Source organism: Ornithinimicrobium kibberense (assembly GCF_006519705.1).
Lineage (GTDB): Bacteria > Actinomycetota > Actinomycetes > Actinomycetales > Dermatophilaceae > Ornithinicoccus > Ornithinicoccus kibberensis.
The window spans coordinates 13,105-34,970 of the sequence record NZ_VFXM01000013.1; the positions used below are offsets into that span (position 1 = coordinate 13,105).

Below are 21,866 nucleotides of genomic sequence, written 5' to 3' on the forward strand. Positions count from 1 at the left end.
TCAGAGCCAGCCCGAGCGCTTGAACGACCGCCGGAGCAGGAGGACGGCGACCACCATGAGGAGCACGGCGAGGGGGTAGCCGAGCACCCAGTGCAGCTCGGGCATGTGGTCGAAGTTCATGCCGTAGACGCCGGCGATGAGCGTCGGGACGGCGATCATCGCCGCCCACGCCGAGATCTGGCGCATGTCGGCGTTCTGCTGGACCCCGATCTGCGACAGGTGGGCCGAGAGCACGTCGGTAAGCAGCGCGTCGTAGCTGTCGATGCTGGCCAGGGTCGTGTCGAGGTGGTCGGCCACGTCGCGGAAGTGCAGCTGCAGCTCCGGCGAGGTCACCGGCCCGTCCGGCTCGCTCAGCTCGAGCAGGGGCCCGCGCAGCGGCAGCGCGGCCCGGCGGAACTCCAGCACCTCCCGCTTGAGCCGGTAGATGGTGCTCGAGTCGGTCCGGTTGCCGCCGCCGAAGACGTCCATCTCGATGGCCTGCAGGTCCTGCCCGACCTCGTCGTCGATCTCCCGGTAGGTGTCGACCACCTTGTCGAGCAGGCCGTGCAGCACCGCCAGCGGGCCCTCCCGCAGCAGCTGCTGCTCGTGCTGCTCGAGCCGGGCCCGGACGCTGTGCAGCGGGGCGGCGTCCCCGTGGCGGAGGGTGACCACGAAGTGGTCGCCGATGATCGCCATCACCTCGCCGGTCTCGATGTCCGAGGTCGCCTCGACGTAGCGCAGCGTCTTGACGACGGCGAAGACCGTCCCGTCGTAGTTCTCCACCTTGGCCCGCTGGTTGCCGTGCAGCACGTCCTCGACGGCGAGCGGGTGCAGCTGCAGCTCGCGCCGGACGAGGTCGAACTCCCCCGGCCCGGGGTCTTTGAGCCCGACCCACAGGAAGTCGGCGTCCGGTCGCCCAGGCTCCCGGAGCGCGGCCAGCTCGTCGCTGAGGTCGCCGCACGGGTGCCGGTCGCCCGACCGGTAGACGGCCTGGTCGACGATCACCGCAGGGCCCCGGTCACGGCATACCGGACCACCGGCGCCGGCTCAGCCCCGGTGGAAGGTGCGGCGCAGCACGCCGAGCAGCAGCGCGGCCCCCGAGACGCCGCCCAGGCCCATCGCCAGCCGGTCGTAGCGCGGGGTCCCGTCGGCCTGGAAGGCCGCGTCGTTGGCCTTGCCCTTGAGCGAGGCGACGGCGTTGGTCTTCAGGGTCTGCGGGTTGATCCGGTAGGTGAGCTCGTCGACCGTGCGGGACATCCGGCTGCGGGTCGCCGCGATGTCGGCCTCGATCTCCTGGGGGGACCGTGCGGGCTTCTTGTCGGCCATGTGCGTCCTCGTCCTGATGGGGTGGGCGTGCTGATCACCTGAGACGATAACTCAGAACCCCTGTTCCCGAACCTCGGAGGTGCACGTCATGACCCGTCTGGAGCCCGGACAGCCGGCCCCCGCCTGGACCCTGCCCACCGCCGACGGCGGCGAGCTGAGCCTGTCCGACCTCGCCGGCCGGAAGGTGATCCTCTACGTCTACCCCGCGGCGATGACGCCCGGCTGCACCACCCAGGCGTGCGACTTCCGGGACAACCTCGGTGTCCTCGAACGGGCCGGGTATGCCGTCGTCGGCATCTCCCCCGACTCCCCCGAGAAGCTGGCCCGGTTCGCCGAGAAGGAGGGGCTGACCTTCCCGCTCGTCGCGGACGAGTCGAAGGAGGTGCTCACCGCCTACGGCGCCTACGGGGAGAAGCAGAACTACGGGCGGACCGTCATGGGCGTGATCCGCTCGACCTTCGTGATCGACGAGGAGGGCCGGGTCGAGCTGGCCCGCTACAACGTCAAGGCGAAGGGCCACGTGCAGATGCTGGCGCGGCAGCTGGGCGTCGAGCTGGGATGACCGCGGTTAGGCTGGTCCGTGCGCGCTCGTGGTGGAACTGGCAGACACGCAGGATTTAGGTTCCTGTGCTCCGGCGTGCGGGTTCGAGTCCCGCCGGGCGCACCGCCGACCCGGTATGCCGCGCCGCTCACCCGGGCAGGCGCACCGTGCCGGAGACGGTCGTGACGGTGTCGCCGCCGACCCAGACCTGCCCGTCGCGCCGCTCGACGTGCACCCGACCGTCGCGGTGGCGCCGCACGCCCTGCCCGGCGACGTAGCGGTCCGGGAGCCGGCCCGCGCCGACGAGCCACTGGGCCAGCCCGGCGTTGAGGCTGCCGGTCACCGGGTCCTCCCCGAAGTCCGTGCCGTCGCCGTAGAAGGCCCTCACCTCGACGTCCTTGCCGACCGACGCCGGGTCCGGCCAGCGTCCGACCAGGCCCACCTTGAGCAGCCCGGCGAGCGCCGGGACCGGCTCGACGGCCAGCACCTCCTCGGCGGAGCCCAGCTCGATGCCGATCCAGCCCGGCCCGTTGTCCACCCAGGCCATCCCCAGCACCCGGGCGGGGTCCAGGTCGAGTGCCGCCAGGACCTCCTCGGCCCGGGCGGGGTCGACCTCGCCCGACCGGAGCAGCGGCGGGGCGGCGAACGCCAGCCGCTCCCCGCGGCGGACCGTGACCAGGCCCACGCCGCACTGCTGCACGACCCGCCCGGCGTCCCGCGGCACCCCGCCGGCCTCGAGCCAGGCGTGGGCGCTGCCGAGCGTGGGGTGTCCGGCGAAGGGCAGCTCGCCCCCGGTCGTGAAGATGCGCACGCGGTAGTCGGCCGCGGGGTCCGTCGGCGGCAGGAGGAAGGTCGTCTCCGACAGGTTGGTCCACCGCGCGAACTGTGCCAGGGTCTGCTCGTCGAGCCCGTCGGCGTCGTGGACGACGGCGAGCGGGTTGCCGCGCAGCCCGTGCGCGCTGAAGACGTCGACCTGGCTGAACCTGCGGGGGGTCGTGGTCACGATCCGCCCCCTCCTGTCTCGACGACGAGCCCTTCCCGCGCCACGCCGGGGGTGCGCACCTGCCACGTCCGGCCCCACGAGCGGGCCTCGGCCACCACCACGTCCACGAGGTCGGTCGTGGTCAGGCACAGGACGGTCGGGCCCGCGCCGGAGACGACGGCCGCGTGCCCCAGGGAGCGAAGACGGTCGACGGCGCCCATGGTCGTGGGGTAGACGTCGCGCCGCTGCTCCTGGTGCAGCCAGTCCTGCGTGGCGTCGAGCAGCATCGAGGGGTCGGCCGTCAGCGCGTGCACGAGCAGGGCCGACCGGCCGGCCTGCCGGACGGCGTCCCCCCGGGGAACCTGCGGGCCCAGCACCGCCCGGGCGGTGGCCGTGTCCACCCGCGTCCCGCGAGGCCGCAGGACGACCGGCACGACGTCGGGGTGGAGCACCGGGCGTGCCGTGCGCACCACGGAAGCACCGGGCATCCAGGAGACGGTCAGCCCGCCGTACACGGAGGCCGAGGAGTTGTCCGGGTGCCCCTCGGCGACCCCGGCGGAGGCGTTGACCAGCGCCAGGTCGGCGGCCGTGAGCTCACCGCCGCGGACCAGCGCGAACCCCAGCCCCAGGCCGCCCACGATCGCCGCGGCCGAGGAGCCCAGCCCCGCCGACAGGGGGATCCGGTTCCGGCACGTCAGCCGCAGCCCGTAGCCCTCCAGCCACCCGTGCCCACCGGCCTCCAGCGCCTCGCGCAGGTGGCGGGCGACGAGGTGGCCCTCGTCGACGGGCAGGTCGGCGGCCCCCTCCCCCTCGAGCACGACCTCCAGGCCCACGTCCGCGGGCAGCACCTGCACGGCATACCCGTCCCGGATCCCCAGCCCCAGCCCGACGGCGTCGAACCCGGGCCCCAGGTTGGCGGCGCTGGCCGGGACCGAGACCGAGACGGTCGCGCCGACGGGCGGCGGCGTCATCACTCCAGCTCGAGCGCGCGGGCGGCGCTCACCACGTCGACCGGGACCCGCACGGGGTCGACGTCGGAGCCGTCGGCGCCCTTGAGGGCCCACTGGGGGTCCTTGAGCCCGTGCCCGGTCACCGTGCACACGACCGTGGCGCCGGCCGGGACGAGACCGGCCGCATGCGCCTTGAGCAGCCCGGCGACCGAGGCCGCGGAGGCCGGTTCGACGAAGATCCCCTCGCGGGCGGACAGCAGCCGGTGCGCGGCGAGGATCTCCTCGTCGGTCACGCTGTCGATCAGGCCCCCGGACTCGTCCCGCGCGGCCTCGGCCTGGGCCCAGGAGGCGGGGTTGCCGATCCGGATCGCGGTGGCGATCGTCTCGGGGTGGTCGACCGGGTGGCCCAGCACGATCGGGGCGGCGCCGGCGGCCTGGAAGCCGAGCATGCGGGGCCGGCGCGTCGCGGGGGCGGTCCCCCCGGCACCGGGTGCGCCGGGGTCGGCGTACTCGGTGTACCCCCGCCAGTAGGCGGTGATGTTGCCGGCGTTGCCCACGGGCAGGCAGTGGATGTCGGGCGCGTCGCCGAGGGCGTCCACGACCTCGAAGGCGGCGGTCTTCTGGCCCTCGATCCGGGCGGGGTTGACGCTGTTGACCAGCTCGACCGGGTAGGCCTCGGCCAGCTTGCGGGCCACGGTGAGGCAGTCGTCGAAGTTGCCGTCGACCTGGATGAGGGTGGCCCCGTGCGCGATCGCCTGGGACAGCTTGCCCATCGCGATCTTGCCCTCGGGCACGAGCACGCCGCAGGTCATCCCGGCCTTGGCCGCGTAGGCCGCCGCGCTGGCGGAGGTGTTGCCGGTCGAGGCGCAGATGACCGCCTTGGCCCCCTGGCGTGCGGCGTCGCTGATCGCGGCGGTCATCCCACGGTCCTTGAACGAGCCGGTGGGGTTGAGGCCCTCGTACTTGACGTGGACCTGCGCGCCGACGAGCTCGGAGAGGTGCTCGGCGGGGATGAGCGGGGTGCCGCCCTCGCGCAGGGTGACCACGGTCCCGGTGATCGTCGCGGGGAGTCGGTCGGCGTACTCGGCGATCACGCCGCGCCACTGGTGCGCCATGGGCAGTCCTCGAGGGTCCTGGGGAGGGGGCAGGTCAAGGGTATGCCGTGCGCGGGCGTGGTCCGGACGTGGGCCGGGCGGGCCCCTGCGCCCGCCCGGCCCGTCCGGGTCCGCCTGCACCGGCCCCTCAGTCGCACCACCCGTCCTGGACCGGCTCGTTGCGCGTGGGGCCCTCGCCGGCGGGCACGTCGTAGAAGGTGGCGTAGAGCACGACGTCGGTGTCCCCGCCGTTCCACGCCGTGTGGACGATGTTGCCGGGGTCGACGAACGCCTCGCTGGTGCCGTAGAGCCGTTCGACGCAGTCCGTGCTCTGCTGGTAGGTCAGCTGCCCCTGCGCGACGGAGACGACGACCGGACCCGGGTGGGTGTGCCACTGGAAGGCCGCCCCCGGGGCCAGGTCGACCCGGGCCACGATGATGTCGCCGGGGTCCTTGAGGTTGAGCACCTCGGTGGGCCCGCCGTCCAGCGAGCGCTTGATCTTCACCTCGATGTCGTCCGGGAAGTCGGCGCGGCCGGCCAGGACCGTGACCTCCGGCCCCATGGCGGGGGCGGAGGCTCCCGGGTCGTCGGCCGACGCCCCGGACGTCCCCAGGGCGGCCAGGCCCGCGGAGGCGGCCAGGGCCAGCGTGGCGGCGCCGGCGGTGCGCCGACGACCTGTCTGCGTGGTGGTCTGCATGGTCGTTCTTCCTTCGTGCTGCTCCGGCCCGGTCCCGGGCCGTCCGGGCTCCTGCCCCTGCGACAGGAGCTGTCGTCCCGTCACCGGGACGTCTCCCCCGTCGCCGGGGGGATGTTCTGGTTGACCCGGAAGGTGTTCTCCGGGTCGTAGCGGGCCTTGACCCGCGTGAGCCGGTCGTGGTTGCCGCGGTAGGCGGCCTTGACCCGGTCCGCCCCCTCCTCCATGAGGAAGTTGACGTAGGCGCCCCCGGCCGCGGACGGTCGCAGCGCCTCCCAGTAGTCCCGGCTCCAGCCGGTGATGAGGTCGCGGTTGGCGGGGTCGGGGTCGATCCCGACGATGACGCCGGCCCAGCCGCCGGACCGGTGGGGGAAGGCGGTCGCGTCCTCGGCCACCCTGGCGACGGCGCCGTCGACCGGGTAGAGGTGCATCGTCGACAGGGCGCTGGGCAGTCGGGTGCCGTGCTGCACGTGCGTGCTGACCGCCTCGTCGGTGATCCGGTCGTAGAAGTCGGCCTTCCAGTACCACTGGTAGCCCGGCGGGTAGAGGGCGTCGAAGGCGCTCTGCAGCGCGCTGAAGGGCATGTCGTGCAGGCCCACGAGCAACGGCTCCCCGAAGGCCGCCAGCTCGTCGAGCACCTCCTGGCCCCGGTCGTGCGGGCCCGTCCAGCACCAGACGATGCCGCAGACGTGGCGGTCCCACAGGGCCTCCGGGAAGGGTGGCCCGGAGGGCACCCGCAGCATCCCGAGCCAGCCGCTGACCTCCTCCGGGAGGGCGGGCAGGACCTCGCGGTACCACCGCAGAACCTCGGCGGCGTCCGCCGCGTCGTAGAGCACGGGACCCCCCAGGACGATCCCGCCCTCGCCCACGGGGTGGGAGCGGAACCGGAAGGAGGTGACCACCCCGAAGTTGCCGCCGCCGCCGCGCAGCCCCCAGAACAGGTCCGGGTGCTCGTCCTCGGATGCGGTCACGACGGTGCCGTCGGCGAGCACGACCTGCGCCTCGAGGAGGTTGTCGACCGTCAGCCCGTAGCGGCGCGAGAGGTAGCCGATGCCGCCGCCGAGGGTCAGACCCCCGACACCGGTGGTGCTGATCAGCCCGGAGGGGACGGCCCGTCCGGCCGGCACGGTGACGTGGTCCACGTCGCCCCAGGTGGCCCCGCCCTGCACGCGGACCGTCCCGTCCGAGCGGTCCAGGTGGACGCCGCGCATCAACGACAGGTCCACGACGAGGGCATCGTCCCAGACTCCGAGGCCGCCGGCGTTGTGGCCGCCGCCCCGGACGGCGACGGTCATCCCGTGCTCCCGGGCGAAGAGCACCGCCCGGGAGACGTCGACCTCGTCGGCGCACCGGGCGATCGCGGCGGGACGGCGGTCGATCATGCCGTTGTGGACGGCACGGGCAGCGTCGTAGCCGGCGTCCCCCTGGAGGATGACGCTGCCGCGCAGGAGCGTGGCGAGGGTGTCCACGGGTACGGCGGTCTGGGTGGCGGTCATGGGTTCTCCTGAGGTCGGCGTCCGACCGGGGTGGTCGGGCGAGCCACGCCCGACGCTAGGGAGGACACCGTTCGCCCAGCGTTCGCACCGCCCCCGGTCAGCCCTCCGGCAGGTCCGCAAGCGAGAGCCGGCAGCGCTCGGCCAGCAACCGGCTGCCCTGGGCCGTCGCCAGCTCCAGGGCGGCCTCGAGGGCTGGACGCCGCTCGCCCGCCGGACGCAGCAGCCCCCGTCGGCGCTCGATCTCGGGCAGCCACCACAGGTCCTCCTGGGCCCGGGCGTTGGCCGCGGCGGCGTCGAGCACGGCACGGGCCTCCGACGGGTCGGCGGTCACGTCGGCCAGCAGGCTCAGGAAGTAGCCGGACCGGGCCCCGACACCCGTGGCCCGCTGGTCGGTGATGGCTCGCCGGAGGCGGGCGGCACCGGCCTCGCCCCCGTCGATCCAGCCGTGCAGCGCCTCGCCCCAGCTGCCGTAGTAGCCCAGCTCGTAGCGCCCGCACTGCTGGGCGAGCTCGTCCACGAGCGGGACCAGACCGTGGCGGTCGTCGCGCAGGTGCGCCGTGACCGCGGCGTAGGCCAGGGCCAGGGCGCGGTCGTAGGGGTGCTTGCCGGCCCGGTCCAGGGCCTCCTGCGACGCGGCCGTCGCACCCTCCGTGTCACCGAGCAGGGCCCGGGCGTGGGCCGCCCACGCCCGGGCGTGCACCTCCGGGCGGGACCCGACCGCCAGCCGGAACGAGGTCAGGCCCTCGGCGATGGCTCCCTCCAGCTCGTCCAGCCCGTCCCGGGGCCGACCCAGGTGCACCAGGGTGGCGCCGACCGCGAAGCGGCCCACGGCCACCCTGACCCGGTCCCCCGAGCGGGTGGCCGCCGCCCGGGCCGCCTCCGCGGTCGCCAGCGCCTGCCGGTTGGCGCCGCGCACGTAGTCGGTGCCCCACAGACCGGTGAGCACGTCGGCGAGCGCAGGGTCGTCGTGGAGGCCCGCCGCCAGCTCCTGCGCGCGTTCCAGCGTGCTGCGCAGCGCCGGGGAGGTCCAGCCGTGCCGGGCGTTGAGGACCGCGGCGAGGTCGTGCAGGCAGTCCAGCTCGTCGCGGTCGCGCGCAGGTCCTGCAGGGAGCGCCTGCAGCTGGAGCGCGGCGGCCCTGAGGGACTCGATGGACCGGTCCGCGGCGAACACCCGGCCGGCCGCCCGGGCGGCCTCCCGCAGGTGCCGGACCGCCCGTTCGGGCAGGCCTGCCCGGGAGTACTGCTCCCCCAGCAGCGCGGCGACGTCCTCGAGGTGCTCGCCGTGCAGCCGCTCCAGCGCCTCGCCCACACGCAGGTGGACGAGCGCCCGCCGCGCCGGGGTCGCCAGCTCGTAGGCCGCGTCCCGGAGGAGGTCGTGGGTGAAGTCGTACCCCCCGGGACGTTCGACGAGGACGGCCGCCCGGCAGAGCTCGTCCAGCGCCTGGACGGTCGTCGCGTCGTCCAGGCCGCCGGCGAGCCGCAGGAGCGGCAGCGACGCCGACCGCCCGACCGCCGCGGCGACCACGGCCAGCTGCTGGGCGGCACCGCCGAGGACGGTCAGCCGGTGGGTCAGCACGCCGCGCAGGTCTCCCGTGGGCAGGTCCGCCGCCGGGAGGGTGCCGGCGCGCTCGTGCCGGACGAGGAGCCGGGCCGCCTCGACGAGGTGGAGGGGGAACCCGCCCGTGGCGGCGTGCAGCGCGGCGCAGCGGTCGTCGTCCCACCGTTCGTCCCCATGACGGCGGACCAGGGTGCGACCCTCGGACGGGGTCAGCGGCCCGGTGCGCACGACCAGGGTCGGCACCTGGGCCCGGACACCGGCCGTCCACCGGGCCAGGTCGGTGCTCTCCTCCAGCGCACCGGAACGGGCGGTCAGGACGAGGAGGAGGCGGGCCGCCGGCTCCCAGCGGGCCAGGGACGACACCAGGTCGAGGGTGTCCTGGTCGACCCACTGGACGTCCTCCAGGACGAGCACGGCCGGGGCCGAGGCCGCCAGCCGACGCACGAGGTCTCGGACGAAGCCCAGCCGCTCCCAGCTCGCCGCACCCCGCGCCGACCCCTCCCCGGGCCCGGAGGGGAGCGGTCGGCCCGGCTCGCCCGCGAGCCAGTCGAGCACGGGGGCCATCGCGACCGCCCCGCCCATCGCGTGGCCACCGCCGGCGGCGGTGCGCAGGCCTCGGCGCCGGGCCGCCGCGAGCAGCTCCTCCACCAGACGGCTCTTGCCCGAGCCCGCCTCTCCGTGCACGAGGGCGACCCGCAGCCCGGAGGTGGTCGCGGCGTCCAGCTGGGACACGAGCGCCGCCAGCTCCGGCTCCCGCCCCACGAGCGGATCCCTCTCCCCGGCGCCCGCCGGACGGACCACCCGTCCGGGCGGGTCCTCCGACGCCCCGCCCGCGCGCCCCAGGAGCTCGGCCAGCAACGCCTGCGCGGCGGCACCCGGGTCGACCCCGAGCTCGTCCCGGAGCACCCGGGCGCACCGGTGGTAGGCGGCCAGCGCCCCGGGCACGTCGCCGACGTGGGCCAGGAGGCGCATCAGGGTCACGTGGCCGGCCTCCTCCAGAGGCCGCAGGCGGACGCGCCGCCGGGCGGCGTCCAGGGCCGGCCCGTGGACCGGCGAGGACGGGTCGAGGCCGGTCGCCGTCCCCACGAGCAGGTCGCAGGCGTCGACGAACTCCTGCTCCACCTGCGCCCGCAGGTCGACCACCCACCCGTCGTCGAGCCCCGGCAGCAGGTCGCCGCGGTAGGTGCCGAGCAGGTCGCGCCCCAGGGCGAGCAGCGTCTCCTCGGGGGCACCGGCGGGACGGGCGCCCTCCACGGCCGCGCGCAGCCCGGTGACCGTGGCGCGGAGGTCGAGAAGGTCCACCGTGCAGCCGGGGCCGTCGTGCCAGGTGAGGTCGGTGGCGGTGACCTGGAGGCACCCGTCCCCGGCGAACAGCCGGCGCAGGTGGTGCAGCTCGCGACGCAGGTTGGTCAGGGCCTGGGGCCCCGGGGTGTCCGGCCACAGGGCGGCGGCCACGGTGGCCCGGGGCTGGGGGACGCCGGCGTGGACGGCCAGGTAGGCCACGAGGGAGACCGTCCGCGGCGAGCTGGGTGCGGCCGACCCGTCCTGCTGGACGGCGGCCCGCTCACCGAGCAGCAGGAACCGCATAACCCGTCCACCATCCCACGGCCGGGCGGACCCGTGCTCCGTCCCGGGCGGGCCCCGACCCTACGGCGACAGGGTCTGCAGGTCCTCGGACAGCGCCCGGAAGGCCTGCCCGCGGTGGGAGACGGCGTTCTTCTCCGCCGCGGAGTGCTCGGCCAGGGTGCGCCCGTCGGGCCGGACCAGCAGCGGGTCGTAGCCGAAGCCGCCGTCGCCACGCGGGGATCGGGCCAGGGTGCCCCGGCAGTGCCCCTCGCGCACCACCTCGCGGCCGACGGACCCGGGGCCCTCCCCCGGGACGACCAGCGCCGCGGCGCACACGAAGCCGGCTCCGCGGTGCTCGTCCGGCACGTCGGCGAGCTGGGCGAGCAGGAGGGCGTTGTTGGCCTCGTCCCGCGAGGTGCCGGCGGCCTCGGCCAACGGCCCCGCCCACCGGGCCGAGAAGACCCCTGGTGCGCCGCCGAGCACGTCCACGGCCAGGCCCGAGTCGTCCGCGAGCGCCGGGAGGCCGGTGGCGCGCGCGGCATACCTGGCCTTGAGCAGGGCGTTGTCGGCGAAGGTGACGCCCGACTCCACGACGTCCTCGAGCCCGGCGAAGGCGTCCAGGCCGACCAGCTCCAGGCCGGTCCCGGCGAGGGCCTCGGCGAGGATCTCCCGCAGCTCGACGACCTTGGCGGGGTTGCGGGTCGCCAGCACGAGGCGACGGTCCGTGCCGGTCACCAGGTCGGAGGGCCCTGGTCGACGTCGGCGCCGACCTCGTGGGAGTCCGCGCCGCCCATGTCGTCGGCGCCGAAGGCGGCCTGCTGGCGCGCGGTCAGCTCGGCGCAGCCCTCCGCGGCGACGTCGAGCAGCGCGTCCAGCAGCTCACGGTCGAAGGGGACCCCCTCGGCGGTGCCCTGGACCTCGACGTAGCGGCCGTCCCCGGTCATGACGACGTTCATGTCGGTGTCGGCGGTGACGTCCTCCTCGTAGTCGAGGTCGAGGACCGGCTCGCCGTCCACGACGCCGACGCTCACCGCGCAGACCGAGCCGACCACCGGCTCGGCCGAGGCCTTGATCAGCCCCTGGGACCGGGCCGACTCGACGGCGTCCACGAGAGCCACGAACGCGCCGGTGATCGCGGCGGTGCGGGTGCCGCCGTCGGCCTGGAGCACGTCGCAGTCGATCTGGATGGTGTTCTCGCCGAGCGCCTCCAGGTCCACGACCGCCCGCAGGGACCGTCCCACGAGCCGGCTGATCTCGTGGGTCCGCCCGCCGATGCGGCCCTTGACGGACTCGCGCTCGGAGCGGGTGTGGGTGGCGCGCGGGAGCATGGCGTACTCCGCGGTGGTCCAGCCCTTGCCGCTGCCGCGGCGCCAGCGCGGGACGCCCTCGGTGAAGGACGCGGCGCACAGGACGCGGGTGCGGCCGAACTCGACGAGGACGCTGCCCTCGGCGTGGTCGAGCCAGTTGCGGGTGATCCTGATCTCCCGCAGCTCGTCGGGGGCGCGGCCGTCGTGGCGGGTTCCGGTGGTCATGGGGCCAGCGTATGCCTCGCGCCGGCGGGCGGGAGCAGGGGACGGGGGCCCGCGACGGCGGCGCGCCCCGGACCTCGTCGAGGTCAGGGGCGCGCCGGGTCGTCGGGAGACGTCCTCAGACCTGCGGACCGCTCCCGGGGGTGGAGCTCGTGGGGGCCGGGTCGCCCGAGGGCTCCTGCGCCTTGGCCTCCACCTTCTTCAGCGAGCGCGCAGCGGCGTCGCGACCGCCCAGGCCGTAGGCCAGGGCCGCGGCTGCCGCGGCGCCGACGACGACGGCGCCGAAGGCCAGGTTGATGATCGAGTCGGCGATGCCCATGTACTTCAGGCCCATCGCCACGAACAACGCGATCGTGGCCCAGTAGACGACCGTGGTGGCCGTGCCGGTGCCCATCGTGCGGCGCAGCAGGTTGGCGATGAAGACGCCGGCCGCGATGATCGCGCCGCCGAAGATGACCCGCCCGCCGAGGGCGAGGATCTCCTCGAGGATGTCGGTGACCTCCGGGAACTCCAGGACCCGGGCCGCCATGACCGCGAAGAACAGCAGGATGGCGATCTGGGCGACGCGGGCGATGATCGAGGAGGCGCTGCGACCCTCCGGGACGGCGCCCAGCTCGGCGACCGCCCGGTCGGTGCCCAGCCCGCGCAGGGTGGTCTCCAGCAGCTGGGCCGCGAAGCGGGCGATGACGTAGCCCAGGCCCAGCAGGATGGCCGCGGCGATGATCCGCGGGATCGCGTCCAGGATGACCGTGAGCATCTGCTCGGCCGGGTCGGAGATGGCCGAGATGCCCAGGATCTGCAGGGCGGCGATGGTGACCACGATGAGGATGACCGCGAACAGCAGGTTGGCCACGACGGTGGACAGGCGGGTCCCGGACCCGGAGCCGGCCGCGTCGTCGGTGGTGGTGACCGTGGCGGTGGCCCCGTCGCCGGCGGTGGCGGTGGCCGGCCGGCCCCCGGTCTCGGCGGAGGCGCGGTCGCCCAGGCGGGCGACGGCCCGGTCGAAGCCGGCGGAGTCGAGCGCGGTCTCGGTGATCTGCTTGACGATCTTGGCGATGATCCAGCCGATGAAGAAGACGAAGCCGGCACCGATGATGTTCGGCAGGTAGCCGAGGATGTCGCCCAGCATGCCCTGGACGGGAGCCAGGACCTGGTCGAGGGCGAAGACCTGCAGGATCGCGATCAGGCCCAGCAGCCAGACGAGCAGCGACCCGATCTTGCCGACGGCCTGGCCCAGGGACTCCCCGTCCCGGGCCTCACGCTGGAAGAAGTCGAGCTTGGCGACGAGCTTGGTGATGGCCCACTGGACGGCCTTGGCCAGGATCCAGGTCGCGACGAGGATCAGCAGGGCGAGAAGGGCCTTCTCGGCCAGCCCCACCCAGTCGTAGTCACGCCAGGCGTTCATGGTTGCTCCTTGCACGAGACAGCACGGACAGTGACTTACGTCACTCCCGTAACGGTAGCAACTCTGGAAGAATCCTGGGAGGTGGACGGGGCGTTGGCCCCGTAGGCGCAGGTCAGAGGACCGTCGCCCCGAGGAACAGCAGGTATGCCGCGAGCGCCGCCCAGGTGACGCCGGCCACCCACGCGGCCGGGGCCCGGACTGCATACAGCACCCCGGCGAGAGCCAGGAGCACCCAGCACAGCGGGTGCCCCCACCGCACCGCCAGCTGCCGGACCCCGTCGACCTCGGTGGCGCGGTCGGGCACCACCACCGTCCAGAGGGTGGCCATCGCCAGTGCCAGGACGGCACCGACGAACCCGACGGTCCGGCGACGGCCCTCCGCCCACCCCCGGACGTCGCGCCCCGTCACGTCGGGCCCACCGGGAGGGTCGCGTCCGGGACGGCCAGCTCCACCTCGCCGGGCCAGACCTGGGCCGCCTCCGCGCGCGCCTCCTGCGGGTCGGTCCAGGGGGGCAGGTGGGTGAGCACCAGCCGGCGGGCGCCGGCGTCCCGGGCGGCCTGCGCGGCGCGCCGGGCGGTGAGGTGGACGCCCCGACCGGTGTCCCGCCCCTCGAGGTAGGACGCCTCGGACAGGACGAGGTCGGCGTCGGCCATCAGGGGCGACAGCCCCGGGCAGGTGTCGGTGTCACCGGTGTAGGCGAGCACCTGGCCGTCGGCCTCGACCCGCAGCCCGTAGGCCGGCACCGGGTGCAGGACGGCGTAGGGCGTGACGGTGAACGGGCCGACGGTGAACGACCGTCCGTCGACGAGGTCGACGAAGGCCATCCCCTTCAGCGGCTCGGGTCCGGCGACCCCGTAGGCCCGGGCCATCCGCTCCGCCGCCCCCGCGGGTGCGTGGACGGTGAGGTCCTCGCCCGCCGGGGACGGCCCGTAGGCCCGGAGCACGCGCAGCCCGGTCAGGTCGAGGCAGTGGTCCGGGTGCAGGTGGGACAGGACTACCGCGTCCAGCCGCACGGGGTCGGTATGCCGCTGCAGGGCGCCGAGGGCGCCCGGCCCCAGGTCGAGGAGCAGCTGCCAGGTGCGTCCCTCAGCCCGGGTCCGCACCAGGTAGCAGCTGGCCGGCGAGGCGGGGCCCGGCAGCGAGCCGGTGCAGCCGACGATCGTCAGGTCCATGGCCCCATCGTGCCCGCCCGGCGTGGTCCGTGTCCCGTGCCGGACGTCACGACCTCAGACGTCGGCCCGCGGCCCGGGCAGCACGCGACGGAGGATGTCGGCGACGCTGACCAGGCCGACGACGTCGCTGCCGTCCGCGACGACCGCGAGCTGCTCGGCGCTCTCCCGCATCCGGCGCAGCGCCTCGTAGACCGGGACGTCCGGAGCGAGCACGAAGGCCGGTCGCGCCGTGGCCCGGACGGGGTGCCCGCCCTCCTGGGTGAGGGTGTCGCGCACGTGCACGACCCCCGGCAGCCCCCCGTCCGGGGTGGCCAGCAGGATCCGCAGGTGCCCGCTGCGGGCGGCGGCCTCCTGGACCTCGTCCACGGTGGCGTCCACGCCGACGGCGACCGTCTCCTGGTCCTGGGGCACCAGCTCGCCGACGGTGAGCCGCTCGAGCTCGAGGACGTCGGAGATCTGGCTCTGGAAGGACTCTTCCAGGACGCCGTGCGCGGCGGACTGCTCGACGAGGTGCCGGATGGTCTCGGCGTCCCGGCCGCCCACGGCGGCGCGGTCGACGGGGGTCACGCCGCTGGCCCGCACCAGCCGGTTGGCCAGGGAGTTCACCCCGACGAGGAGGGGCCGGACCACGGTGACGAAGGCCCGCCCGGGGATGCCGACGAGCTTCGCGGCCAGCTCGGGGTGGGCGATGGCCCACGACTTGGGGGCCATCTCGCCCACGACGAGGTGCAGGAAGGTCACGAGCAGCAGCGACAGCGCGAAGGAGGTGCCGCCGGCGAGCCAGCCGGGGACGCCGAGGGCCTGCAGGGCCGGGCCCAGCCAGCTGTCGACGGCCGGCTTGGTGATCGCCCCCAGGGCGAAGGTGGCCGCCGTGATGCCCAGCTGGGCGCCGGCCAGCATGAGCGTGAGCTCGTCGATCCCGCGCAGGGCCGCACGGGCGGACCGGGAGGTCACCGCCTCGGCCTCGAGACGGTGGCGGCGTGCGCCGAGCAGGGCGAACTCGATGACGACGAAGAAGGCGCTCAGGACGATGAGCAGGACGGTGGCCAGGAGCACGACCCAGGGGTTGGTCATCGGTCGTCCTCCTCGTCGGTGCCGTCGGGGCCGTCGGGGCCCTCCTGCTCCCCCAGCTCCCGGGTGATGAGCCGGACCCGCACCTCGCTGGGGACGTGCCGGGCCACCTCGAGGACCTCGATCTCAAGCGCCCGGGAGACGGGCTCGTCCGAGACCACCTCGGCCGGGTCCGCCGGCAGGCCGACCGTCACCACGCGGCCCTCCTCCGGGAGGTCCCCCGTCTCGGCGATGACCAGGCCCGCGATCGTCTCGAAGTCGCCCTGGGGCAGGCGGTGGCCGACGGCCCGTTCGACCTCGTCGAGGTGCACGTCGCCGTCCATCCGCCAGCCCTCGTCCTCCTGGCCGACGATGAGCTCGGGGGTGGCCTCGTCGTGCTCGTCGGTGATCTCGCCGACGAGCTCCTCGGCCAGGTCCTCCATCGTCAGCACCCCCGCGAAGCCGCCGTACTCGTCGATGACGCAGGCCATCTGCTGGCCGGCGCCGGCCAGCTCGTCGACGGCGTTCGGCAGCGGCATGAGGGTGGGCACGACGACGGCGGGACGCATGACGTCCGAGACCGGTGCCGCCGGGTCGGGCCGGCCCCGGAGGACGTCCACGAGCTGGACGACGCCCACCGGCTCACCCGCGTCGTCGACGACGGGGTACCGGGTGTGCGCCCGCGCCATGAGCTCCCGCACCTCGCCCACGGTGGTCCCGGGCCCGACCGTGTCCACCTTGGCCCGGGGGATCATCGCGTGCTCGACGTCCTGGTCCGGGAAGTCGAGGATGCGGTCCAGCAGCATGGACAGCTCCTCGGGCAGGTCGCCGCTCTCGCGCGAGTCCGAGACGATCCGGCCCAGGTCCTCCGCGGTGGCGGTGGTGTCGAGGTCGTGGATCGGCTCGATCCCCACGGCCCGCAGGAGCAGGTTGGCCGACTTGTCGAAGAAGCTGATCAGCCAGCCGAAGACGGCCAGGTAGATGAGCGTGGAGCGGGCCAGCCAGCGGGCCATCGGGCCGGCGTTGGCGATCGCGAGGTTCTTGGGGTAGAGCTCGCCGAAGAGCATCTGGACCACGGTGGCCACGGCCAGCGCGGCCACCGTGCCCACCGAGATGCTGACGGCCGCGGGCACGCCCACGCCCCCGAGCAGGGTGCCCAGGGCCTGCCCCACGAGCGGCTCGGCGACGTAGCCGATGAGCAGGCCGGTCACGGTGATCCCCAGCTGGGCGCCGGAGAGCATGAACGAGGTGCGGCCGGTGACCTTCAGCGCGCGCTCCGCCGCCGCGTCCCCGGACCTGGCCTGGGCGGCCAGCCGGTTGCGGTCGACCGACATGTAGGCGAACTCCTGGGCCACGAAGTAGCCGTTCGCCGCGATGATGAGCAGGATCGCCGCGATGCCGACGAGCAGGAGCAGGATCGCCCCGGTCACGGCAGGAGGCTCCTGGCCCGGCCGGCGGTCGCGGCGTGCGCTGTCACCGAGGTCCCTCCCACGGTCGGCCGCCGGCGCTGCGCCGGCGGTGGTCCCAGGCTACCGGCCCCGGATCAACCGAAGGGTGGAGGTCGCGGGGCGGCCGCGGCCGTGCCTCCGTCCATACCGTCGAGACATGCCTCGACGTCCCCCTCTCCGTCCCCTCACCGGCCCCCTCGACGCACCGGTAACCCTCCTTCTCGCCCTGCTCGTCGCCGTCGGCCTGATCGGCGGCCTCCGGGGCGGAGAGCTCGCCGACGACCACCGCCCCGCCCCCACCGGCTCCGAGTCCGCGCAGGTCGCCGACCTGCTAGCCGAGCTGCCCGGCAGCGACCTGGGGCAGCTCGTCGTCGTGGTCACCCACGAGGACGGCGGGCCCCTCGCCACGGACGACCATGCGGCGCTCGGCCGGATGGGGGCCCTCCTGCCGGTGGCGGCCGGGGAGCAGGTCGCCGGGCCGGTCCCGAGCCAGGACGGCCGGGCCGCCCTGCTGCGGGTACCCGTGTCCGTCCAGGGGGAGGACGGCACCGACGTCACGCGCGCGGTCGTCGACGAGGTCCGTGCCGCGGTCTCCGCGGAGCTTCCGGAGGACCTGCGGGCCCGGACGACGGGCGGGCCGGCGGTCGCCGCCGACCTGGCCGCCTCCTTCGACGGGGCCGACGTCCGGCTGCTGCTCGTCACGGTCGCCGTGGTCGGTCTGCTGCTCCTGCTGACCTACCGCTCCCCCGTGCTGTGGCTCGTCCCCATCACGGTGGTGGGTCTGGCCGACCAGGTGGCCGCGGTGACGACGACGTCGCTGGGTCGGTGGCTGGGCCTGACCTTCGACGCCGGCATCATCAGCGTGCTGGTGTTCGGTGCGGGCGCCAACTACGCGCTGCTGCTCATCTCGCGCTACCGCGAGGAGCTGCGGGTCCACGAGGACCACCGGCAGGCGCTGCGCGTCGCCTGGCGCGGCACCCTGCCGGCCATCCTGGCCAGCAACGTCTCCGTCGTCCTGGCCCTGGCCACCCTGGCGCTGGCCTCCGTACCCGGCACCCGTGGCCTGGGCGTCGCGGCGGCCCTCGGGCTGCTCGTGGCCCTCGTGGCCGCCCTGGTCGTGCTGCCCCCGGCCCTGGCCGTGGTCGGCCGCGGCGTCTTCTGGCCGTTCGTCCCCCGGCCCGGCGCCGACCGCGGGCCACGGACCGACCCCTGGGGGCGTGTCGCCGGTGCGGTCGTGCGACGGCCGTGGCGGGTGCTGACCGCCGGGAGCGCGCTCCTTGCGGTGATGGCGTCAGGGCTCCTCGGCACCCAGGTCGGTCTGACCCAGACCGAACGCTTCCGGGTCGCCGCCGAGTCGGTGGAGGCGCTGACGACGCTGTCCGAGCACTTCCCGGCGGGCGCGGCCCAGCCGGTGGTCGTCCTCGCCGCACCGGAGCAGGTCGACGCCGTGACCCGGGCCGTCGACACCGTGCCCGGGGTCGTCTCGGTCGCTCCCGGCCCCTCCGGCGCCACCTCGGCGGGCGACGTGGCGACCCTGTCCGTCGTCTCCGACGCAGCACCCGGTTCCTCCGCGGAGCGCGACCTGGTGACGGACCTGCGGGCCGCGGCGGACGGCATACCCGGGACCCCTGTCCTCGTCGGCGGCGCGCCCGCGACCGAGGTGGACGCCCGGGACGGGGCCCGCGCGGACCTGCTCCTGGTGGCACCCCTCGTGCTGGCCGTCGTGGCGGCGGTCCTGGCGCTGCTGCTCCGCTCGCTCGTGGCGCCGCTGGTGCTGCTGGCCGTCAACGTCGTGAGCACCCTGGCGACGATCGGCGCGGGCGCGTGGCTCGGCCGGACGTTCCTGGGGTTCGAGGCCCTGGACACCTCGGTGCCGCTGCTCGCCTTCCTCTTCCTCGTCGCGCTGGGGATCGACTACACGATCTTCCTGGTCCACCGGGTGCGCTCCGAGGTGCCCGGGCTGGGGACGCGGGCGGCGGTCGTGCGCGGGGTCGCCACGACCGGAGGGGTCATCACGAGCGCGGGGATCGTGCTGGCGGGCGTCTTCGCGGCGCTGGGCGTCCTGCCGCTCGTGACCCTCGGTCAGCTCGGGCTGATCGTGGGGCTGGGGGTGGTCGTGGACACCATGCTGGTCCGGACCCTGCTCGTCCCGGCCGTGGTCACGCTGCTGGGGGACCGCTTCTGGTGGCCGGCCCACCCGGCGCCGGCGGACGGGGAGGTGCGCGCCCAGGACGGCGGGCGGCTGCGTTCCCCCGTGCTGGCACGATGACCCCGTGAGCACGGCGGACCGGGAGAGCGACCAGGCCGGGATGGTCCGCCGCCTCGTGCTGGTCCAGCACCTCCTGCTGGTCGTGCTCGTCGTCGTGGGCGTGGCCCGGGCGCTGGCCACGGGGACGGCGCCCCTGCCGCTGCTGCTCGCGAGCGCGGCGCTGCTGCTCTGGTATGCCGTCGGCGCCCGGGCCGCCTCCGTGCGGCTGCGGGAGCCGGGGCCGAGGTCGTCCGGCCGCACCGACGGGGGTCTGAGGGCGGGCGGCTGGTGGCTGCTGGGCCTGGTGGCCTGCTGGCTGGTGGCCACGGCCGTCTCCCCGGACCTGGTGTGGGTGGCGTTCTCGGTGTGGCTGCTGGCCGGCCACCTGCTGCCGCTGCGCGGGGCCGTGGTCCTCGGCCTGCTGGTCCTGGTCGTCGTCGTCGCGCGGGGAGGGCACGCCGAGGGGTGGAGCACCGCAGCCGTCGTCGGCCCCTCTGTCGGGGCCCTCTTCGCCCTGGCCCTGTCCCGTGGCCTGCAGGCGCTCGTGCGGGACAACGCCGAACGCCGACGCCTGATCGCCTCGCTCGTCGCGGCCCAGGAGGAGGCCGAGGAACTGCACGCCGAGCTGGCCCAGGCGCAGCGCGAGGCCGGGGTCCTCGCCGAGCGGACCCGGCTGTCGCGGGACATCCACGACACGCTCGCGCAGGGGTTCTCCTCCATCCTGCTGCTGGCGCGGGCGGGGACGGCCACGGACGACCCGGTGGGGCAGCGTCGCCTGCTCGACCAGATCGGGGCCAGCGCCGCCGACCACCTCGACGAGGCCCGTCGGGTCGTCGGTGCCCTCGCGCCCGCACCGCTGGAGTCCGGCCTGACCGACGCGGTCCGCCGGATCGCCGGCAGGTTCGAGGACGAGACGGGGGTCGAGGCGCAGGTGCGGGTCGACGGTGACGTCGGCGGCCTCCCCCCACCGCTGGAGGTGACGCTGCTGCGCACGGCGCAGACGGCGCTGGCCAACGTCCGGCAGCACGCGTCCGCCCACCGGGTGGTCCTCACCCTCGCCGAGGCCGGGGAGTCGGTGCGGCTGGACGTCGTCGACGACGGACGGGGATTCGTCCCCGGGGAGGAGACCGGGGCGCGCCGGGAGACGCCGTCCCGCGGGGGCTACGGGCTGCGGGCGGCGCGGGAACGGCTCCGCGAGCTCGGCGGGGACCTCGAGGTGGAGTCCGGGCCCGGCCGTGGCACCGCCGTGAGCGCCCACGTGCCCCGTGGGACGGGCAGGGCTCCGAGGAGGTCCTGGTGAGCGCCACGAAGGGGGTGCGGGTCCTGGTCGTCGACGACCATCCCGTCGTCCGGGCGGGGCTGACCGCACTGCTGTCGGTGCAGCCCACCCTGGAGGTGGTGGGCGAGGCCGCGGACGGGCATGCTGCGATCGACCAGGCCGCCGCGCTGCGTCCGGATGTCGTGCTCTGCGACCTGCGCCTGGGGCAGGGGCCCGACGGCGTCGCGGTCACGCGCGCCCTCCGTGCCCGCTCGTCCCCGCCGGCCGTGCTCATCCTGACCACCTACGACCACGACGCGGACCTGGTGCGGGCGGTGGAGGCCGGTGCCGCGGGCTACCTTCTCAAAGACGCCCAGCCCGCCGTGCTCGTGGCGACGATCGAGACGGCCGGCCGTGGCGGGTCGGTGCTCGGCCCCGAGCTGACGCAGCGGGTCGTGCAGACCATGCGGGTCCGGCGGGCCGAGCTCTCGGGTCGGGAGCGGGAGGTGCTGCAGCTCGTCGCGGAGGGGTTGTCCAACCGGGGCATCGCCCGTCGGCTGGTGGTGAGCGAGGCCACCGTCAAGACGCACCTGAACCACGTCTTCGGCAAGCTGGGGGTGGACAGCCGGACGGCGGCCGTCGCCGCCGCCCGCGCCGCGGGACTGATCGGCTGACGGTCTGCCGGGTGCAGACCTGGCCGCCAGCACGGCTTGGCCCACGTCGGTCGGCGCACGCCGGTCAGCCGGTGGTCACCTCGTCCTCGCGGCCCACGAACGCCCGGTGCACCTGGTCCACCTCCGGGCCCAGGAACCGCCGCGCCAGGAAGGTGAACCCGTGCGGGTCCCCCGTCGTCAGCCACTGGTGCTGCGGCTCGTTGTCGGCCGGGGCGAGCAGGTCGCCGTCGGTGAGCACGCGGAAGAGGTCGGCGGCCGTGGCCGCGGCCGACGAGACCAGGGTGACCTCCTCGCCGAGGACGTACTGCAGCGCCGAGGTCAGCAGGGGGTAGTGCGTGCAGCCCAGGATCAGGGTGTCCACCCCCTTGTCCTGCAGGGGCGCCAGGTAGCCCCGCGCCGTCTCGATCACCTCCGGCCCGCTGGTGATCCCGGCCTCGACCAGCTCGACGAAGCGGGGGCACGGCTGGGAGGTCACGTCGACGTCGGGGGGCGCGGCGACGAAGGCGTCCAGGTAGGCCCGCGACTGGTGCGTGGCCTGGGTGGAGATCACCCCGATCCGTCCCGAGCGGGTCACCGCCATCGCCCGGCGGACCGCCGGCCGGATGACCTCGACGACGGGGACGTCGTACCGCTCCCGGGCATCGGCCAGGACAGCGGCGGAGGCGCTGTTGCAGGCGATGACCAGGGCCTTGACCCCGTGGGCCACCAACCGGTCGAGGCACTCGAGGGCGAACTGCCGGACCTCGGCGATCGGCCGCGGACCGTAGGGGGTGCGGGCGGTGTCCCCGAGGTAGAGGATCGACTCCTGGGGCAGCTGGTCGAGGATCTCCCGGGCGACGGTCAGCCCGCCGAAGCCGGAGTCGAAGACGCCGATGGGGGCGTCGGTCATGCGCCG

General features: G+C 75.0%; 20 protein-coding genes and 1 tRNA gene. 5 read left to right on the forward strand and 16 right to left on the reverse strand.

All coding sequences use genetic code 11. The annotated features are described in order from the left end of the window. A complete protein-coding gene (locus tag FJR00_RS11855; RefSeq protein ID WP_141338934.1) occupies positions 1–984 on the reverse strand; it encodes a magnesium and cobalt transport protein CorA in 984 nt (327 codons plus the stop codon). A gap of 42 nt (positions 985–1,026) precedes the next feature. After that, complete coding sequence (locus tag FJR00_RS11860) at positions 1,027–1,305, reverse strand: DUF3618 domain-containing protein (RefSeq protein WP_075957370.1); 279 nt, start codon at positions 1,303–1,305, stop codon at positions 1,027–1,029. A gap of 88 nt (positions 1,306–1,393) precedes the next feature. On the opposite strand from FJR00_RS11860, the gene bcp reads away from it, so the two are divergent. Together bcp and FJR00_RS11870 are read left to right on the forward strand one after the other, a co-directional pair. Continuing rightward, positions 1,394–1,867 carry a thioredoxin-dependent thiol peroxidase gene (gene bcp / locus FJR00_RS11865; RefSeq protein WP_141338935.1) on the forward strand — a complete coding sequence of 158 codons (474 nt, stop codon included), beginning with the start codon at positions 1,394–1,396 and terminating at the stop codon, positions 1,865–1,867. 22 nt (positions 1,868–1,889) lie between these two features. Continuing rightward, positions 1,890–1,969: transfer RNA gene (locus FJR00_RS11870), tRNA-Leu, on the forward strand. A 25-nt stretch (positions 1,970–1,994) separates the two neighbouring features. Here FJR00_RS11870 and FJR00_RS11875 read toward each other — a convergent pair. From FJR00_RS11875 to FJR00_RS11935, 13 genes are all read right to left on the reverse strand, one after another. After that, positions 1,995–2,849, reverse strand: coding sequence for a PhzF family phenazine biosynthesis protein (locus FJR00_RS11875; RefSeq protein ID WP_141338936.1), 855 nt, complete (start codon positions 2,847–2,849; stop codon positions 1,995–1,997). Then, positions 2,846–3,799 carry a homoserine kinase gene (locus FJR00_RS11880; protein ID WP_141338937.1) on the reverse strand — a complete coding sequence of 318 codons (954 nt, stop codon included), beginning with the start codon at positions 3,797–3,799 and terminating at the stop codon, positions 2,846–2,848. The genes FJR00_RS11875 and FJR00_RS11880 overlap by 4 nt, the downstream gene beginning before the upstream one ends. After that, on the reverse strand, positions 3,799–4,893 hold the full coding sequence (gene thrC, locus FJR00_RS11885; RefSeq protein WP_141338938.1) for a threonine synthase: 1,095 nt from the start codon (positions 4,891–4,893) through the stop codon (positions 3,799–3,801). The genes FJR00_RS11880 and thrC overlap by 1 nt, the downstream gene beginning before the upstream one ends. A 127-nt stretch (positions 4,894–5,020) precedes the next feature. Further along, positions 5,021–5,569 (reverse strand): cupin domain-containing protein, encoded by a 549-nt coding sequence (locus tag FJR00_RS11890; RefSeq protein WP_141338939.1) that lies wholly within the window; start codon positions 5,567–5,569, stop codon positions 5,021–5,023. A gap of 80 nt (positions 5,570–5,649) precedes the next feature. After that, entirely contained in the window at positions 5,650–7,062 is a 1,413-nt protein-coding gene (locus tag FJR00_RS11895) for an FAD-binding oxidoreductase (protein WP_141338940.1), read from the reverse strand. A 97-nt stretch (positions 7,063–7,159) separates the two neighbouring features. Beyond that, on the reverse strand, positions 7,160–10,207 hold the full coding sequence (locus FJR00_RS16540; RefSeq protein ID WP_141338941.1) for an ATP-binding protein: 3,048 nt from the start codon (positions 10,205–10,207) through the stop codon (positions 7,160–7,162). 60 nt (positions 10,208–10,267) lie between these two features. Next, positions 10,268–10,921, reverse strand: coding sequence for an RdgB/HAM1 family non-canonical purine NTP pyrophosphatase (gene rdgB / locus FJR00_RS11905; RefSeq protein ID WP_202876663.1), 654 nt, complete (start codon positions 10,919–10,921; stop codon positions 10,268–10,270). After that, positions 10,918–11,718 carry a ribonuclease PH gene (gene rph, locus FJR00_RS11910; RefSeq protein WP_141338943.1) on the reverse strand — a complete coding sequence of 267 codons (801 nt, stop codon included), beginning with the start codon at positions 11,716–11,718 and terminating at the stop codon, positions 10,918–10,920. Before rph ends, rdgB begins: the two co-directional genes overlap by 4 nt. 115 nt (positions 11,719–11,833) lie before the next feature. Further along, positions 11,834–13,120: a mechanosensitive ion channel gene (locus FJR00_RS11915; RefSeq protein ID WP_141338944.1), complete on the reverse strand. Its 1,287-nt coding sequence runs from the start codon at positions 13,118–13,120 to the stop codon at positions 11,834–11,836. A 112-nt stretch (positions 13,121–13,232) separates the two neighbouring features. Further along, positions 13,233–13,529, reverse strand: coding sequence for a hypothetical protein (locus FJR00_RS11920; protein ID WP_141338945.1), 297 nt, complete (start codon positions 13,527–13,529; stop codon positions 13,233–13,235). After that, positions 13,526–14,293 (reverse strand): MBL fold metallo-hydrolase, encoded by a 768-nt coding sequence (locus FJR00_RS11925; RefSeq protein ID WP_141338946.1) that lies wholly within the window; start codon positions 14,291–14,293, stop codon positions 13,526–13,528. The genes FJR00_RS11920 and FJR00_RS11925 overlap by 4 nt, the downstream gene beginning before the upstream one ends. Before the next feature lie 54 nt (positions 14,294–14,347). Continuing rightward, complete coding sequence (locus tag FJR00_RS11930) at positions 14,348–15,367, reverse strand: hemolysin family protein (protein ID WP_141338947.1); 1,020 nt, start codon at positions 15,365–15,367, stop codon at positions 14,348–14,350. Continuing rightward, on the reverse strand, positions 15,364–16,773 hold the full coding sequence (locus FJR00_RS11935) for a hemolysin family protein (protein WP_141338948.1): 1,410 nt from the start codon (positions 16,771–16,773) through the stop codon (positions 15,364–15,366). Before FJR00_RS11935 ends, FJR00_RS11930 begins: the two co-directional genes overlap by 4 nt. 175 nt (positions 16,774–16,948) lie before the next feature. Here FJR00_RS11935 and FJR00_RS11940 point away from each other — a divergent pair, with 175 nt between their 5' ends. Genes FJR00_RS11940 through FJR00_RS11950 form a run of 3 tightly spaced genes read left to right on the forward strand, consistent with a single transcriptional unit; the run spans position 16,949 to position 20,971 of the window. Then, positions 16,949–19,060, forward strand: coding sequence for an MMPL family transporter (locus FJR00_RS11940; RefSeq protein ID WP_141338949.1), 2,112 nt, complete (start codon positions 16,949–16,951; stop codon positions 19,058–19,060). Positions 19,061–19,064: 4 nt separating this feature from the next. After that, entirely contained in the window at positions 19,065–20,339 is a 1,275-nt protein-coding gene (locus FJR00_RS11945; protein ID WP_238330464.1) for a sensor histidine kinase, read from the forward strand. Next, complete coding sequence (locus FJR00_RS11950) at positions 20,336–20,971, forward strand: response regulator (RefSeq protein WP_238330465.1); 636 nt, start codon at positions 20,336–20,338, stop codon at positions 20,969–20,971. The genes FJR00_RS11945 and FJR00_RS11950 overlap by 4 nt, the downstream gene beginning before the upstream one ends. A 64-nt stretch (positions 20,972–21,035) precedes the next feature. On the opposite strand, the gene murI is transcribed toward FJR00_RS11950, so the two are convergent. Beyond that, entirely contained in the window at positions 21,036–21,860 is an 825-nt protein-coding gene (gene murI, locus FJR00_RS11955; protein ID WP_075957381.1) for a glutamate racemase, read from the reverse strand. Between the last annotated feature and the right edge of the window lie 6 nt (positions 21,861–21,866).